We start from the raw sequence: 15,629 nt of genomic DNA on the forward strand, positions 1-15,629 counted from the left end.
CGCTTAAGCGAAGGTTTTGGCGAATTCAGCGATAGCGTCTTTCAGCTTTTGCTCATCTGCGCCTTTGATTTTCGGGTCAGCGGTGGTGATCCAGTCCAGAATATCCTTGCGCTGATTGCGCAAGAACGACAGCAGACCCGCTTCGAACCGGCCCACATCCTTCACCGCCACCTTGTCAAGGAAGCCCGCGGTGCCTGCATAGATCACGCAGACGATTTCCGCGTTGGTCAGCGGCGAATACTGGTTCTGCTTCATCAGCTCGGTCAGACGTGCCCCACGGCCCAACAGCTGCTGGGTCGACGCGTCGAGGTCGGAACCGAACTGCGCGAAAGCCGCCATCTCACGATACTGAGCCAGCGACAGTTTCACCGGACCAGCCACGGTTTTCATCGAGTTGGTCTGCGCGGACGATCCCACGCGGGAAACCGACAGACCGGTGTTCACAGCCGGACGGATGCCCTGATAGAACAATTCGGTTTCCAGGAAGATCTGACCGTCGGTGATCGAGATCACGTTCGTCGGAATAAAGGCCGACACGTCGCCGCCTTGGGTTTCGATGATCGGCAGCGCCGTCAGCGAGCCCGAGCCGAATTCGGCGTTCAGCTTCGACGACCGCTCCAGCAGGCGCGAGTGCAGATAGAACACGTCGCCCGGATAGGCTTCGCGGCCCGGCGGGCGGCGCAGCAGCAGCGACATCTGACGGTAAGCCACAGCCTGCTTGGACAGGTCATCATAGATGATCAGGGCATGGCGGCCGTTGTCGCGGAAGTATTCCGCCATCGCGGTGGCCGAATAAGGCGCAAGGAACTGCATCGGTGCCGGGTCCGAAGCGGTGGCGGCCACGACGATCGTGTAGGCAATCGCGCCGGTCTCTTCCAGCTTCTTCACCAGCTGTGCCACGGTCGAACGCTTTTGACCGATCGCAACATAGATGCAGTACAGCTTCTTCGACTCGTCGTCGCCAGCCGCTTCGTTGTAGGACTTCTGGTTCAGGATGGTGTCCAGCGCCACGGCGGTCTTGCCGGTCTGACGGTCCCCGATGATCAGCTCGCGCTGGCCACGGCCAACGGGGATCATGGCGTCCACGGCCTTCAGGCCGGTGGCCATCGGCTCATGCACCGACTGGCGCGGAATGATGCCGGGGGCCTTCACATCGGCGATCCGGCGCTCGGTGGCCGCGATCGGGCCTTTGCCGTCGATCGGGTTGCCCAGACCGTCCACAACGCGGCCCAGCAGGGCGTCGCCCGCAGGCACGTCCACGATGGACTTGGTGCGCTTGACGGTGTCGCCTTCCTTGATGTCTTGGTCAGAACCGAAGATCACGACACCGACGTTGTCGATTTCAAGGTTCAGCGCCATCCCGCGGATACCGCCGGGGAATTCCACCATTTCACCAGCTTGGACATTGTCCAGCCCGTGCACACGGGCAATCCCGTCGCCCACCGAAAGAACACGGCCAACCTCGGCCACTTCGGCATCTTGGCCAAAGTTTTTGATCTGCTCTTTCAGGATCGCAGAGATCTCAGCAGCCTGAATTCCCATCACCCAACCTCTTTCATTGCATTCTGGAGAGCTGCGAGCTTTGCCTTGACCGAGGTATCGATCATGGTCGAGCCGAGCTTGACGACAAGACCGCCGATGAGGCTTTCATCAACGGTGGTTTTCAATTTCACATCCTTGCCCACGCGCGCTTTCAGCGTCGCAGCAAGGGTCTTGGCCTGTTCCGCCGAAAGCGCGGTGGCCGACGTCACTTCTGCCGTCATCTCACCCTTTTCCTCCGCAATGCGGGCGGCAAGGCTGGTCAAAACCTGCGGCAACACAAACAGGCGGCGCTTGGATGCCATCAGTTGCAGGGTGTTTGCGGTCAGGGACGACAGGCCCATCTTGGCAGCGATCGCCGCCATCGCCCGCGCCTGATCGTCACGGCTGATCACGGGCGACGAAATCAACGTCCCGAAATCATCACTGGTGGTCAATGCGGCAGTCAGCGCGTCAGCGTCGGACTCAAGAGCCGCAAGGGCCCCGGTTTCCTTAGCCAGCTCAAACAGAGCAGTGGCGTAGCGCGCGGCGATGCCGGAGGAGATCGAAGCTGGTTCGGACACGTCATCCCTTCCGTTGTCTTAGGCCCGTCGCCGCACGTCGGCAGGTCAGAGGCCGCCAATGGCGCATACAGGGGTATGCGTCTTGATTTTCGGCGTCTCTAGCAGAGCCTTTGTCACCCCGCAACCGTGTAGGTCGCCACTTTGTGACCCTTCGATGCAGGTTTCGCACATGTTTGCGCTGCACCTGCACAAGTGCGACTCTTTGGCACCTGCGCAAGGCGCTCTTCGCCGGGAAACATCCGCTTCAGCGTCGCCGTCAAGGCCCGCGCCGGCAGCAAACCACGGGCGCAGGCGAATCCCCTCTGCCTATCCTGCCTCGGGGCCGCGCTGCTTGCTGCGGTTGGTGCCCGCCGGGGTCGGAACCGGCTGCCCCACCCCTTCCAAAATACGCAAGGGGCGGCGCACCGCGGCGGCCAAGCCGCCCCGCGTGGGCGCATAGACCTGCTTGGTCGCCTCCACCATCAACACGCCCCCGACGAGCCAAGGCGCATGCCGCCCCAGACGCTCCCAGAAATCGGCGGTGCGCAGCCAGAATCGCCCGCTCGACGGCGGCGCGAAAAGTGCGGCCGCCGCCCGATCCGGGGTAAAGCCATGCCGCTTCAGCTGTGCCTCCAACTGGCTCACGCTGTAGGGGCGGCCAAAGCCAAAGGGCGTGCCATCACGCCGCGCCCAAAGGCCCGAGCGGTTCGGCACGATGAACAAAGCCCGCCCCCCCGGCCCCAGCACCCGGTGCGCCTCTTCCAGAACGGCACTGGGCTGTTCCGAGGTTTCCAGCCCATGCATCAACACCAACCTGTCGACAAAGCCGGTCGACAGCGGCCAATCCGTCTCTTCGCACAGCACCGAAACATTCAGCATTCCGGCAGGCCAAGGCATCACCCCCTGCGGCCCCGGCATCAGCCCGATCACCCGGCGCGCCTTGGCCAGATAAGGCCGCAGCAAAGGCACCGCAAAGCCAAAGCCCGCCACCGTCTGCCCCGCCGCCGGGGGCCAGAAATGCACCACCTGATCCCGGATGGCCCGCTGCGCGACGCGCCCCAGCTGGGTGCGGTAATAGAAGTTGCGCAGATCAAGCACATCAAGATGCATTGCGGTCCGTCCTCCTTCCGGGCCATGCTGGCCTCTTGTGCCACAGTCTACCATAAGGATGACCATGCCCCTGGAACTTGTGACAATCCCTTGCCTGAAAGACAACTACGCCTTTCTCATCCATGATGCTGCAAGCGGCGCTACGGCTGTGATCGATGTGCCCGATCACGCGCCCATCCTCACCGCGCTGCAAGGCCGGGGCTGGCGGCTGACAGATATCCTCATCACCCATCACCACGATGACCACATCGCTGGCGTCCCCGCCCTGCGTGATGCCACCGGGGCCAAGGTCTGGGGGGCGCGCGCCGATGCCCACCGTCTGCCGCCGCTTGACCACGCCCTGTCCGAAGGAGACCGCATCACCATCGGGTCCGAGACCGGCCATGTCCTTGACGTCTCGGGCCACACCATGGGCCACATCGCCTTTCACTTCCCCGAGTCTGCGCTGGTCTTCACCGCCGACAGCCTGATGGCGGCCGGATGCGGGCGCCTGTTTGAAGGCACCCCTGAAACCATGTGGGAAAGCCTGTCCAAGCTCGCGGCCTTGCCTCCTGAAACGCGGGTCTGCTCGGGCCACGAATACACCACCTCCAACATCCGCTTCGCGCTCTCCCTTGAACCCGACAATCCGGCGCTTATCTCTCGTGCATCGAAGGTGGCCATGGCGCGCGAGGATGTTCGCCCCACCGTGCCTTCGTCCCTGTCCGAAGAACTGGCCACGAACCCGTTCCTTCGCGCCGCTTTGCCCGAACTCAAGGCTGCTGTCGGACTGCCCGACGCAACCGATGCCGAAGCTTTTGCCGAAATCCGCAAGCGCAAAGACAGGTTCTGATCGTCAAACGCTTAGGGGCTGATCACTTTTGATGTGACAACTGTCACCAAGGCCCGAAGTGTAAATATTCTTCTTGAAGTACGGCAAATAAAACCGAACTTTAAACTTATGAGGCAACGGTTGGTAAGGGTGCAGCATCACCCGAACCTGCCCCGAGGAACAGGAGCACGCAGCAAGTGCCTTCGTTTTCAACCACGCTCGAGCAAGCCATTCACGGTGCTTTGGCCTTGGCCAATGCCCGTCGCCATGAACTCGCCACGCTGGAACATCTGCTTCTGGCGCTGCTTGACGAACCCGATGCGTCCCGTGTGATGCAGGCCTGTTCGGTCAACCTCGATGACCTGCGCAAAACGCTGGTGGATTTCATCGACGATGATCTGTCCACCCTTATCACCGATGTCGAAGGCTCCGAAGCGGTCCCCACCGCCGCTTTCCAGCGCGTCATTCAGCGCGCAGCCATCCATGTCCAGTCCTCTGGCCGCAACGAGGTGACGGGGGCCAATGTGCTGGTCGCCATCTTCGCAGAACGCGAAAGCAACGCCGCCTATTTCCTGCAAGAGCAGGATATGACCCGCTATGACGCGGTCAATTTCATCGCGCATGGTGTGGCCAAAGATCCGTCCTTTGGCGAAAGCCGCCCTGTGCAGGGCGCCGAAGAACATCACGAAACCCCCAAGGCCGAAGCCGGAGAAGCCAAGGAATCCGCGCTGTCGAAATATTGCGTGGATTTGAACGTCAAAGCCCGCAAAGGCGATGTCGACCCGCTCATCGGCCGCGAGGCCGAGGTGGAGCGGGCCATTCAGGTGCTCTGCCGCCGCCGCAAGAACAACCCGCTTCTGGTGGGCGATCCCGGCGTGGGCAAAACCGCCATCGCCGAAGGTCTGGCGTGGAAGATCGTGAACAAGCAAGTGCCCGACGTTCTGGCCGGTGCCACGATCTATTCGCTCGACATGGGCGCGCTTTTGGCCGGCACCCGCTATCGTGGCGACTTTGAGGAACGGCTGAAAGCCGTGGTCAAAGAGATGGAAGACCACCCCGACGGGATCTTGTTTATCGACGAAATCCACACGGTGATCGGCGCCGGCGCCACCTCGGGCGGCGCGATGGATGCCTCCAACCTGCTGAAACCTGCGTTGCAGGGCGGCAAGCTGCGCACCATGGGCTCCACCACCTACAAGGAATTCCGTCAGCACTTCGAAAAAGACCGTGCGCTCTCGCGTCGGTTCCAGAAGATCGACGTGAACGAACCTTCGATCCCCGATGCTATCAAGATCCTGATGGGGCTGAAGCCGCATTTCGAAGAACACCACGATCTGCGCTACACGGCGGATGCGATCAAATCGGCGGTAGAACTCGCCAGCCGCTACATCAATGATCGCAAACTGCCAGACTCGGCGATTGACGTGATTGATGAAGCGGGGGCGGCGCAGCACCTCTTGTCCGATTCCAAGCGTCGCAAGGTGATTGGCACCAAAGAGATTGAGGCTGTGGTTGCCAAAATCGCCCGCATCCCGCCCAAGAACGTCTCGAAGGACGATGCGGAAACCCTGCGCGATCTGGAAAAAACGCTCAAGCGCGTGGTCTTTGGTCAGGACAAAGCGGTCGAAGCCCTTTGCTCAGCGATCAAACTCGCCCGGGCGGGCCTGCGCGAACCCGAAAAGCCCATCGGCAACTATCTCTTCGCCGGGCCCACAGGTGTCGGCAAAACCGAGGTGGCCAAGCAACTGGCCTCCAGCCTCGGGGTGGAACTCCTGCGCTTCGACATGTCGGAGTACATGGAGAAACACGCCGTCTCCCGCCTGATCGGCGCGCCTCCGGGCTATGTCGGCTTCGATCAGGGCGGGATGCTCACCGATGGCATCGATCAGCACCCCCATTGCGTCCTGCTGCTGGACGAAATGGAAAAGGCGCACCCCGATGTCTACAACATCCTGTTGCAGGTGATGGACCATGGCAAGCTGACCGATCACAACGGCCGCACGGTCGATTTCCGCAACGTGATCCTGATCATGACGTCGAACGCAGGTGCCGCCGACATGCAGAAATCGGCCATCGGCTTTGGCCGTGACAAGCGCACGGGCGAAGATACGGCCGCCATCGAACGGACCTTTACCCCGGAATTCCGCAACCGTCTGGATGCGGTGATCTCTTTCTCGGCCTTGGGCAAAGAAGTGATCTTCCAAGTGGTCGAAAAGTTCGTGATGCAGCTTGAAGCGCAGCTGATGGATCGCGGGGTTCACATCGAACTCACGCCCGAGGCGGCGACTTGGCTGGGTGACAAGGGCTATGATGACAAAATGGGCGCGCGTCCCTTGGGCCGCGTGATTCAGGAACACATCAAGAAGCCGCTGGCCGAAGAACTGCTGTTCGGCAAGCTGGTCAAGGGCGGCGTAGTCCGCGTCACCGTCAAGGACGATGCCATCGTGCTTGAAATCGACGAACCGCAAAAGCCCCGCCTCACCGGCTCCAAACCGCCCCTGCTCACGGCAGAGTGAACCGGGCCCCTGCCCTTAGAAGATCGGCCCCTGCGCAAGCAGGGGCCTTTTTTCTGATCCCTGTTGGCCGCGTCGGCCCTATGCGGTGGCCTTGTCCCAGCGGCAGCGACCATCGCAGCCTTAGCCGCCCTGCCCGTCACCCGCCACGTCAAGCCGCCGCAGCTCGGGAGTGAACATCCGTGGCCTCCGGCCACCCCCGCCCAGATCTAGCGTTCAGTCAGCTTCAGCTCGATCCGCCGGTTCTGCTGGCGTGCCGCTTCCGACGTGCCCGCCACAACGGGGCGGTATTCGCCAAAGCCGGTGGCCGCCATCCGCTCGGGCGGAAAGCCCAGCACATCCTGCATGTAGCGCACCACCGACAAGGCCCGCGCCTGACTCAGCTCCCAATTGTCGGCAAAGGCCCCAGTGCCCGAGAGCGGCACATTGTCGGTATGCCCATCCACCCGGATGATCCAGTCGATGCTCTCGGGGATCTCCGCCCGCACATCGTTAAGGATTTCGACCACCCCGGCGATCTGCGCGCGTCCCTCGGGGGCCAGATCGGCGGCGCCGGGTTGAAACAGCACCTCGCTTGAAAACACAAAGCGATCGCCCACCACCCGCACGCCTTCACGCCCGCCCAGCAACTGGCTCAGTTGCCCAAAGAATTCGCTGCGGAAGCGCTCCAGATCGGCGTTTTCGGCCTCAAGCCGCAGCCGTTCCGCCTCTTCCAGCGCCGCGCGCTGGCGCTGCTCTGACGCCACCTGCGCCAAGGCGGCGTTCAACTGCGCCCCCAGCGCCTCCAGCTGCACCTGCGCCTGTGCATCCTTGTCGCTCGCCTCGTTCAAAACCGCCTGCAAGCTGCCCAACTGCCCGCGCAAGGCGGCGATCTGTGCGTTCAGCAGCGCCACCCGCTCTGCCGCCTCGATCACCTTGGCCTGCTCTTCCGTCAGCGCACGCTCCGCCGCCGCCAACAGCGCCGCCGACTGGTCTTCTGCCGCCGCTGCCTGCGCCGCCTCGGTCTGCGCGGCCGCCAGCAGCCGCAGGGTCTCCTCGGCCCGCTTGCGCTGTTCTTCCAGCGCCAGCGTCATCGCCGTCATCTCCTCATCCGCCCCGGCCAGACGCGCGCGCAAGGCGTCCAGCGCCGCCGCATCCACCAGCCGCGCGGCTTCCGCCTCCGAAAGCTCCGCCTGTGCCGCCGTCAGCGCCGCCGCATCGGCGGCGGCCTTGCGCTGCAGATCCGCCAGCAAGGCTTCCACCGCCTCGCGCCGCGCTGCCGCCAAACGTGCAGCTTCACTGCTCTCGTCAATTTCCGTCCGTGCCCGCGCCAAGGCCAATTGCAACGCATCCCGCTCGGTGATCAAAGCCGCCCGCGCCGCGTCCAGCTCGGCATTGCTCACCGACAGATCGGCCACCTCCCCGCGTGCCGCATCGCGTTCGGCCAGCAGCGATGCCACCTGCGCTTCGAAACTTGCCACCCGCGCTTCGGCGGCCTGCAGAGCAGACTCCGCCGTCGCCAGCCGTCCCGTCAGCCCGGCCACCAGCGCCGCTTGGCGCGCGCCTTCCGCCTCGCTCGCCGCAAGATCCGACCGCAGCGCCCCCACTTCGGCCTGCAAGTCGCTCACCCTCACCCGCTCCAGCCCCAGCGCATCGGCCAAAGCCGCCACCTGATCGGTGAGCGAGCTCAGTTCGCTGTCCTGCGTCGTGATGGTTTCCTGCAGCACCGATTGCATGACGGTAAAGATCGTCAGCACAAACATCAGCACCATCACCAAGGTGGTGACCGCGTCCACAAATCCGGGCCAGATGATCGACGCGTCCCGCCGCCGCGACAGGCCCATGGTTTACCGCCCCACACCCGTGCGCGAAAGCTGCCGCACCGCCGCCGTCAACGCGGAAATCTCGCCGCGCAGATCGGCCACGCTTTCTTGCCGCCCGGCTGAAATCTCTTCCAGAATGCGCAGCATCTGCACGTCGATCGACCGCAGCCGCATCCGGCTTTCCGCATCGGCATGCGCGCCGCCCTCGGCCCCCGTCAGGGCCGCGATCAGCCGCTCCTGCCCCTCGGCCAGTCGCTCCAAGGCCGCCGTCTGCCCCGTCTCTGCCTGCAACCGCGCCGCAAGCGTCTCCACGGCCGAGGTCAAGGCTGCGATCCGCGTGTCCCCTGCCTCGCGGCTCGCCTCCGCTTGCGCATAAAGACCCTGCAGCACTTCCATCTGGCCCGCCATCTGGTCCAGCATCACCGCCACGGCCTCGCCATCGGCGACGCCTTCCCCATCGCTTTCACCGCTCGAATAGCCCAGACGGGTGATCGACGACAGCCACTCTTCCAGCTCGCGGTAAAACCGGTTCTGCCCATGCCCGGCGAACAGCTCCAGCAGGCCCACGACCAAAGACCCGGCCAGCCCCAGAAGCGAAGACGAAAACGCCGTGCCCATGCCCCCCAATTGCGCTTCCAGCCCGCCCATCAGCTTTTGGAACACCGCGGTGCCGCTTTCCCCCGGCTGCGGCGACAGCGAGCGGATCGTCTCCACAATCGCGGGGACGGAGGTCGCAAGCCCATAGAACGTGCCCAAAAGGCCAAGGAAAATCAGAAGGTTGGTCAGATAGCGCGTGATATCGCGCGCCTCGTCGATCCGCGTTGCCACCGACTCGAGGATCGAACGCGAGCTGGAAGACGAAATCTGCATCTGATGCCCGCGGCTGCGCAGCAAGGATGCCAGCGGGGCCAAAAGACGCGGCGCGCGCTGGGTTTCCGCCCCCGGCTTGTGACGCACGAACTCCTCGATCCAGCTGACCGACTGGATCAGGATGAACACCTGCCAAAAGCAGGTGAACACCCCCAGCACAAAGATCACGGCAATAAAGCCGTTGAGCCAAGGGTTGGTGCGGAACACCTCTGCCACTTGCCCATGAATCAGCCATCCACCCGCGGCCACCAGCCCCACGATGACCAGCATCGTCACGATCTGCTGGATCGGCTGTGTAAAGGTCGCAACCCTGCGTTCTCGCCGGGTGCGGCGTGTCGTGGCCCTGTCCTCGGCCTTGGTCTGCTTCATCAGACGCTGCCTGCCTGTTTGTTCTGCCCAAATCGACGATACGCCACGAAACCCCCGTGTGCCAAAGAAATTCTCCGTGTCGTCACCGGGTAAGTGCCCGCACGCGCGCGGCCAGCCACTCCAGCTCAGGGTCCGACAGCCCCAGATCCGCCAGATGCTGCGCGGTCGACCACAGATAATCGCGGTTCAATCCCCGCCCGCCTTGCGCGCGCGCAATGATCTGCGCCTGTTCTTCCAGCGCCAGACCGCCGCAATACTGCCAATGCGCCGGATCAATCACATAGACCAGCGCCTCGCAGCCGCCGCCTTCGGGCCAGTCTGCGCGCACTTGCGCCTCAAGATAGGCCGAGGAAATCAGCTCCCGCTCGCGCAGCAGCGCCAGCGTTTCGGCTTCGGCCCCCGGCTGCACCCGGAACGTCACGCCATCACAATGATGCCCCGCCGCCGCGTCGAGTGCCAGCACCAACCCCGGCGCCGTCTCCGATCCGCGGTGGTGGATCGACCGCATACAGAAAGACCGCCGCCAGCCCTGCACCCGTGCAATGCGCGTCTCGGCCACCGGAAACTCCGGGTTCCAGATCAGCGATCCATATCCAAAGACCCACATCGTCTCGGTCACGTGACTGGCCCTCCGCTTGCGCAGCCTCTAAACAACACAGGCGAATGAATGAAAAGGGCCGATGATGCGCGTCTTGCTTTGGGTTGCCACGCTGATGGTGGCACTGTGGTCTGGCTACTGGTTTGTCGGCAAGTCTTGGGTCGAAAGCGGCGTCGCCAGCTTTTTGGAAAACGCCCCCGCCCAAGGGCTGACCATCACGCACGAAGGTTATGGCGTCGCAGGCTATCCCAACCGCTTCGACCTGACCGTGACAGAACCGCGCGTGACGGACCAGATTTCAGAAATCCGCTGGGAAGCGCCCTTCTTGCAACTGTTCTCGCTCAGCTACAGGCCTTGGCATGTGATCGCCGCCTTCGCGCCGGAACAAACCATCCGCACTCCGGCGGAAGATCTCACCCTGACGGCGGGCAAGCTGCAAGGCAGCCTCGTGGTTACCCCCGGCTCTGCGCTCGCCCTCGACCGCAGCACGCTGGTGGGCGAGTCGCTCACCCTTGCCTCAAGCCTTGGCTGGACAGTTGCCACCGAAACGCTGCGCCTTGGCCTGCGCGCCGATCCCAGCCGCACCCATGCCTATGACATCGGGCTCGAGCTTCTGAACCTGCGCCCCGATCCCTCCGTCGCCGCGCGGATCCCCGACCTGCCGCCGGAAATCACCCTTGCCCGGCTGGATGCCAATGCCACCCTGACCGGGCCGCTCGATCAATTTGCCGGCGTCACCCGCCCCCAGATCACCAGCCTGTCGCTGCGCGAAGGTCTTGTCACATGGGGCGATCTGTCGCTTGCGGCACGGGGCGATCTTCAGGCCGTCAACGGGTATCCCGAAGGCCGCATCCAGATCCGTGTCACGGGATGGCGCAATCTGGTGACGCTGGCCACCTCGATGGGAATGATCCGCGCCAATATGGCCCCGATGGTCGAAAGCATGATGCAGGCCATCGCCGGAAGCTCGGACGATCCCGACACGCTGGAAATGCCGCTCATCTTCCGCGAGGGTCAGATGCTGCTCGGCCCGCTGCCACTGGGGCCTGCCCCAAGCCTCGGGATCGGGCCAGAAGGCCTGAACTAGCGGCAGTAGGTGCTGCCGCGCTGTGCCACGTCGAAATGCAGATGATCCTCGTGCATCCCGTCCGATCCGGGGCCAAGGGTCGTCTTGAAGATGCCGCAGGCCGCTTTGTGCGCTTTTCGCATGGTCCGGTCAAAGTTACGCGCCACTGAAACCGTCCTTCCGTTGGAAAAGGTAAAGCCGGAAATGTCGATCGCGCGGCCGCGCCCGTGCTCGCTCACCTTGGCCCCAGCGCGATGGTTGCGGGTGCGGCACACATAACTGCCCGCCACCTGCAACTCCACCACCTTGCCTCGGCCATAGGCAGGCTCTACTCCGCGCTCCACCCATGTCTTGAGCGCGCGCGCTGTCGCGCAATCCACCGTCGCCGCTTGGCTCAGCCGCACGCCCGCCACGCTGGTGATCCGCACCGGCTCGGCCACACCGCAGCCCTGCACGCGAGAGGTGATCGGGGCCAGCGTCTCGCCCCGGATCGACGGATCGCCACACACCGCGCCCTTCTGGGACACCACGCCTTGTCGGCCGGGTGCCACCGGCGCAAGGGTCGCCGCCACCAATTGCTTGTCCACCAACCCCGTCGGGCGCTTGGCCGGGCGCAGCAAAGAAAACAGACCGGGCTTCGGCACGGACGCGGTGGCCATCACCACCTGCGCCCCCTGCGGCGGCTCCGCCACGGCGGGCCGCGCCTTGGGCCGCAAAGACCGGGCCAGCGCAGGCAAGGCGGCCACCTGAGCCGTCACCCCCACCGCCTGCGGATCGGTGACAGCCACCATGCCCGGACGGGCCATCGGCCGGGGCGATACACTCGGCGGCTCCGCCATCGCGGTTCCTGCCACAGCCAGCAAAAGAACCCCCGTCAGCACGCCCCGCCGCATCACGCCCCCTCGCGTCAAGCCTTGCCCTCTCCTCCGCCTTGCGGGCTGCGCCCGAAGTCTGGAGCAGAAGTATCCTGACCCGCTTCGATAATGCCACGCCGGATTGCGCGGGTGCGGCTGAAATAGGCGTGAAGATGCTCACCATCCTCCATCCGAATGGCCCGCTGCAACACGAACAACTCTTCGGTAAAGCGCCCCAGAATGTCCAGCACCGCATCCTTGTTGGTCAAGAACACATCGCGCCACATCACCGGGTCACTGGCCGCGATCCGCGTCAGATCGCGAAAACCGCCCGCCGAATATTTGATGACCTCGGAATTCGACACCCGGCGCATATGCTCCGCCACGCCCACCATCGTATAGGCAATCAGGTGCGGCGTGTGGCTGGTCACCGCCAGCACAAGGTCATGATGCGCCACATCCATCTCGTCGACATTGGCGCCCATCCCCTCGCACAATGCGCGCAGCCGCGCCACAGGCGCATCCTCCGCCCCTGCAAGCGGGGTAAGCAACCACCAGCGGTTGCGGAACAGCGTGGCAAAGCCCGACCGAGGCCCGGAATGTTCCGTCCCGGCAATCGGATGGCCCGGAATGAAATGCACGGCAGGCGGCATATGCGGCGACACCGCCTCCACCACCGCACCCTTGACCGATCCCACATCTGTCACCGTGGCGCCCGGCGCCAGATGCGGCCCGATCTCGGCCGCCACCGCGCCCATCACGCCCACGGGCACACAAAGCACCACCAGATCGGCATCGACCACCGCTTCGGCCGCGGTGTCATAGACCCGGTCGCACAGCCCGATCTGCAAGGCAATCTCCCGGCTTTCCGCCGATTTCGCATGGCCCACGATCTCTCCGGCCAGCCCGTATTGCCGCATCGCATGCGCCATAGAAGACGCGATCAGCCCCAGCCCGATCAGGGCCACACGCTTGTAAATGGCCGTCATTTAAGCCCCTTGAACTGCCCCACGGCATAGGCCACCCGGCGGCATCCCGCCTCGTCGCCCACAGTGATCCGCAGGCAATGCGGCAGCTTGTAGCCCGCCACCCGCCGCACGATCAGGCCTTGGCTTTGCAGAAACGCATCACAGGCTTCGGCCTCCTCGACGCTGGCAAAGCGTGCCAGCACGAAATTGGCCATGCTGGTGTCCGACGGCACCCCCACTTCGGCCAAGGCTTCCGCCAGCCAGTGCCGCATGCGCGCATTCTCGGCCCGGCACTTGTTCACCCAGTCCTGATCCCGCACCGCCGCCTCGGCCACCTCCAGCTGGGTGGTCGACAGGTTGAAAGGCCCCCGGATGCGGTTCAGCACATCGACGATATGCCTTGGCCCATAGCCCCAGCCGATCCGCAACCCGCCCAGACCGTAGATCTTGGAAAATGTCCGCGTCATGAACACGTTGTCGCGCGCCGTCGCCAGCCCCGCGCCGCCATCATAGCCATCGACATATTCGGCATAGGCACCATCAATCACCAGAATGGCCTGCGCAGGCAGCCCCGCCGCCAGCCGCTCCATCTCGGCAGGCGAAATCATGGTGCCCGTCGGGTTGTTCGGGTTCGCGATGAAGACAAGCTTGGTGCGCTTGGAGCAGGCGCGCAGGATCGCATCCACATCCGTCATCCGCTCGCGCTCGGCCACCTCCACCGGAGTGGCCCCCACCGCCAGCGCGGAAATGCGATACATCAGAAAGCCATGCTCGGTGAACACCACCTCATCCTTCGGCCCGGCATAGGCCTGACACAGGAAGGTGATGATCTCATCCGAACCCACGCCACAGATGATCCGCTCGGGGTCAAGCCCGTGCACATCGCCAATCGCCTGCCGCAAGGCCGCGTGATCGGTGCCGGGATAGCGGTGCAGCGTGTGCACCGTCTTGCTGAACACCTCTTTCGCGCGATCGCCGGGACCGAACGGATTTTCGTTCGACGACAGTTTCAGCGCATTCGACACACCGGCCAGATGCGCCTTGCCGCCTTCATAAAGCGCGATGTCCAGAATTCCGGGCTGCGGGCGGATGGTGTCGTGCATAGTGGCCTCCAAGTCACCCGGCGGTTCTAGCGGGCGAGGGGCGGTTAGACCAGTGCGATTATAGCGCGCAGGGGTCCCCGGAGCGCCCCTATTTGCTGGAGTAGGATTTTGCCTGCAGCCAATCCATCACCGCCAGCAACACACCCGAGACCACAAAGGTCAGATAGATCACCACCAGCCAGTAAAGTTCGGTCTCGCCAAACTTCGCATCCGCCACCGACTCCCCGATCTCCATAAAGCGCTTGAGCAGGTGGATGCCTGAAATCGCAACGATGCTGGCGACCAGCTTCATCTTCAGCCCGCCGAAATCCACCTTGCCCATCCAGTCCGGGCGGTCCTGTCCGGTGTCGAAATCGAACTTGGACACAAAGTTTTCGTAACCGGAAAACATCACGATCAGCAGCAGATTGGCGGCCAGCGTGAGATCAATCAAGGTCAGGCTGACCAGAATGACCTCTTCAGCCGACATCGACAGCACCTGTGGCACATAATAAACCAGATCGCGCAGGAAAATCACCACCAGCATCCCCAAGCTCACGACAAGCCCCAGATACATCGGTGCCATCAACCAGCGGCTGGCAAACAGCCCTGCTTCCAGCCGGTTCTCAAGCGATTTTCTATCCATGCCATCCATCCACACTGCGATCCCGCGCCAAGCCTAGATCGCGCAGCGCCAACACCACGTAAAGGCCCCCCGTGCCGCCTCGGCGGCAAAGCCCCCCCCGTGCCGCCTTAGCGGCAAAGCCCCCTCGCGTGGCAAGGGGCCGCCCATGCAAAAGGGCCGCCCCAAGGGCGGCCCTTCCAAAGTCCGACGCGAAAGATCAGTTCTTCGCGTAATATTCGACGACGAGGTTCGGCTCCATCACAACCGGATACGGCACATCGCCAAGACCGGGGGTGCGGACGAAGGTCACGACCATCTTGTTGTGGTCGACTTCCAGATAATCCGGCACGTCACGCTCGGTCGACTGCACGGCTTCCAGAATGATTGCCAGCTGACGCGACTTCTCGCGGACCGAGATCACATCGCCTTCCTTCACACGGTAGGACGCGATGTTCACGCGCGACCCGTTCACCAGCACATGGCCATGGTTCACGAACTGACGTGCGGCGAAGATCGTCGGCACCAACTTGGCGCGGTAAACCACCGCATCCAGACGGCGCTCCAGCAGACCCACCAGCATCTCACCGGTGTCGCCCTTGACGCGCTCGGCTTCGCCATAGATCTTGCGGAACTGCTTTTCGGTCAGGTCGCCGTAGTAGCCTTTCAGCTTCTGCTTGGCGCGCAGCTGGGTGCCGAAGTCCGACAGCTTGTTCTTGCGGCGCTGGCCGTGCTGGCCCGGGCCATATTCCCGCTTGTTGACCGGCGACTTGGCGCGGCCCCAGATGTTCTCGCCCATGCGGCGGTCAATTTTGTACTTGGCAGACGTGCGTTTGGTCACGGCTGATCTCCTTCGTCAGATGTGAAGGGCGTTGTCCTTGTG

At 63.6% G+C, this 15,629-nt stretch carries 14 protein-coding genes; 3 read left to right on the forward strand and 11 right to left on the reverse strand.

Annotation, left to right across the window (positions count from 1 at the left end; all coding sequences use genetic code 11):
* Positions 1–3 precede the first annotated feature (3 nt).
* From atpA to CUR21_RS17070, 3 genes are all read right to left on the reverse strand, one after another.
* Positions 4–1,542 carry a F0F1 ATP synthase subunit alpha gene (gene atpA, locus CUR21_RS17060; RefSeq protein WP_100198279.1) on the reverse strand — a complete coding sequence of 513 codons (1,539 nt, stop codon included), beginning with the start codon at positions 1,540–1,542 and terminating at the stop codon, positions 4–6.
* Positions 1,542–2,102, reverse strand: a complete 561-nt coding sequence (locus CUR21_RS17065; protein ID WP_100198280.1) for a F0F1 ATP synthase subunit delta — start codon at positions 2,100–2,102, stop codon at positions 1,542–1,544. Before CUR21_RS17065 ends, atpA begins: the two co-directional genes overlap by 1 nt.
* Positions 2,103–2,408: 306 nt before the next feature.
* Positions 2,409–3,191, reverse strand: a complete 783-nt coding sequence (locus tag CUR21_RS17070) for a class I SAM-dependent methyltransferase (RefSeq protein WP_100198281.1) — start codon at positions 3,189–3,191, stop codon at positions 2,409–2,411.
* Between the two features lie 64 nt (positions 3,192–3,255).
* Between CUR21_RS17070 and gloB the strand changes: the two genes are divergently transcribed.
* Positions 3,256–4,023: a hydroxyacylglutathione hydrolase gene (gene gloB, locus CUR21_RS17075; protein ID WP_100198282.1), complete on the forward strand. Its 768-nt coding sequence runs from the start codon at positions 3,256–3,258 to the stop codon at positions 4,021–4,023.
* Between the two features lie 176 nt (positions 4,024–4,199).
* Complete coding sequence (clpA, locus tag CUR21_RS17080) at positions 4,200–6,518, forward strand: ATP-dependent Clp protease ATP-binding subunit ClpA (protein ID WP_100198283.1); 2,319 nt, start codon at positions 4,200–4,202, stop codon at positions 6,516–6,518.
* Positions 6,519–6,724: 206 nt separating this feature from the next.
* Here the strand turns inward: clpA and CUR21_RS17085 are convergent, their stop codons facing one another.
* The 3 genes from CUR21_RS17085 to CUR21_RS17095 all read right to left on the reverse strand — a co-directional run bounded on the left by CUR21_RS17085 (position 6,725) and on the right by CUR21_RS17095 (position 10,175).
* Positions 6,725–8,338: a peptidoglycan -binding protein gene (locus tag CUR21_RS17085; protein ID WP_100198284.1), complete on the reverse strand. Its 1,614-nt coding sequence runs from the start codon at positions 8,336–8,338 to the stop codon at positions 6,725–6,727.
* Between the two features lie 3 nt (positions 8,339–8,341).
* Positions 8,342–9,457 (reverse strand): biopolymer transporter ExbB, encoded by a 1,116-nt coding sequence (locus tag CUR21_RS17090; RefSeq protein WP_232622856.1) that lies wholly within the window; start codon positions 9,455–9,457, stop codon positions 8,342–8,344.
* A 181-nt stretch (positions 9,458–9,638) separates the two neighbouring features.
* Positions 9,639–10,175, reverse strand: a complete 537-nt coding sequence (locus CUR21_RS17095; protein WP_100198285.1) for a gamma-glutamylcyclotransferase — start codon at positions 10,173–10,175, stop codon at positions 9,639–9,641.
* Positions 10,176–10,236: 61 nt separating this feature from the next.
* Here CUR21_RS17095 and CUR21_RS17100 point away from each other — a divergent pair, with 61 nt between their 5' ends.
* Positions 10,237–11,241 (forward strand): DUF2125 domain-containing protein, encoded by a 1,005-nt coding sequence (locus tag CUR21_RS17100; RefSeq protein WP_100198286.1) that lies wholly within the window; start codon positions 10,237–10,239, stop codon positions 11,239–11,241.
* On the opposite strand, the gene CUR21_RS17105 is transcribed toward CUR21_RS17100, so the two are convergent.
* From CUR21_RS17105 to rpsD, 5 genes are all read right to left on the reverse strand, one after another.
* Positions 11,238–12,113: an extensin family protein gene (locus CUR21_RS17105; RefSeq protein WP_100198287.1), complete on the reverse strand. Its 876-nt coding sequence runs from the start codon at positions 12,111–12,113 to the stop codon at positions 11,238–11,240. The genes CUR21_RS17100 and CUR21_RS17105 overlap by 4 nt on opposite strands.
* A gap of 14 nt (positions 12,114–12,127) precedes the next feature.
* Positions 12,128–13,063 (reverse strand): prephenate/arogenate dehydrogenase family protein, encoded by a 936-nt coding sequence (locus CUR21_RS17110; RefSeq protein WP_100198288.1) that lies wholly within the window; start codon positions 13,061–13,063, stop codon positions 12,128–12,130.
* Positions 13,060–14,145 carry a histidinol-phosphate transaminase gene (gene hisC / locus CUR21_RS17115; protein ID WP_100198289.1) on the reverse strand — a complete coding sequence of 362 codons (1,086 nt, stop codon included), beginning with the start codon at positions 14,143–14,145 and terminating at the stop codon, positions 13,060–13,062. The genes CUR21_RS17110 and hisC overlap by 4 nt, the downstream gene beginning before the upstream one ends.
* Before the next feature lie 88 nt (positions 14,146–14,233).
* Entirely contained in the window at positions 14,234–14,770 is a 537-nt protein-coding gene (locus tag CUR21_RS17120) for a TIGR00645 family protein (RefSeq protein ID WP_100198432.1), read from the reverse strand.
* Positions 14,771–14,966: 196 nt separating this feature from the next.
* A complete protein-coding gene (gene rpsD / locus CUR21_RS17125) occupies positions 14,967–15,587 on the reverse strand; it encodes a 30S ribosomal protein S4 (protein ID WP_100198290.1) in 621 nt (206 codons plus the stop codon).
* Positions 15,588–15,629: the final 42 nt, after the last annotated feature.

Origin of the sequence: Pseudorhodobacter sp. MZDSW-24AT (genome assembly GCF_002794355.1) — a bacterium.
In the GTDB taxonomy this organism is placed as follows: domain Bacteria; phylum Pseudomonadota; class Alphaproteobacteria; order Rhodobacterales; family Rhodobacteraceae; genus Pseudotabrizicola.

Bases quoted from the DNA above. Each gene is read 5' to 3' on its own strand.
- atpA (WP_100198279.1), bottom strand. From the start codon at position 1,542: ATGGGAATTCAGGCTGCTGAGATCTCTGCGATCCTGAAAGAGCAGATC.
- CUR21_RS17070 (WP_100198281.1), bottom strand. From the start codon at position 3,191: ATGCATCTTGATGTGCTTGATCTGCGCAACTTCTATTACCGCACCCAG.
- gloB (WP_100198282.1), top strand. From the start codon at position 3,256: ATGCCCCTGGAACTTGTGACAATCCCTTGCCTGAAAGACAACTACGCC.
- CUR21_RS17085 (WP_100198284.1), bottom strand. From the start codon at position 8,338: ATGGGCCTGTCGCGGCGGCGGGACGCGTCGATCATCTGGCCCGGATTT.
- CUR21_RS17090 (WP_232622856.1), bottom strand. From the start codon at position 9,457: ATGCTGGTCATCGTGGGGCTGGTGGCCGCGGGTGGATGGCTGATTCAT.
- CUR21_RS17100 (WP_100198286.1), top strand. From the start codon at position 10,237: ATGATGCGCGTCTTGCTTTGGGTTGCCACGCTGATGGTGGCACTGTGG.
- CUR21_RS17105 (WP_100198287.1), bottom strand. From the start codon at position 12,113: ATGCGGCGGGGCGTGCTGACGGGGGTTCTTTTGCTGGCTGTGGCAGGA.
- CUR21_RS17110 (WP_100198288.1), bottom strand. From the start codon at position 13,063: ATGACGGCCATTTACAAGCGTGTGGCCCTGATCGGGCTGGGGCTGATC.
- hisC (WP_100198289.1), bottom strand. From the start codon at position 14,145: ATGCACGACACCATCCGCCCGCAGCCCGGAATTCTGGACATCGCGCTT.
- CUR21_RS17120 (WP_100198432.1), bottom strand. From the start codon at position 14,770: ATGGATAGAAAATCGCTTGAGAACCGGCTGGAAGCAGGGCTGTTTGCC.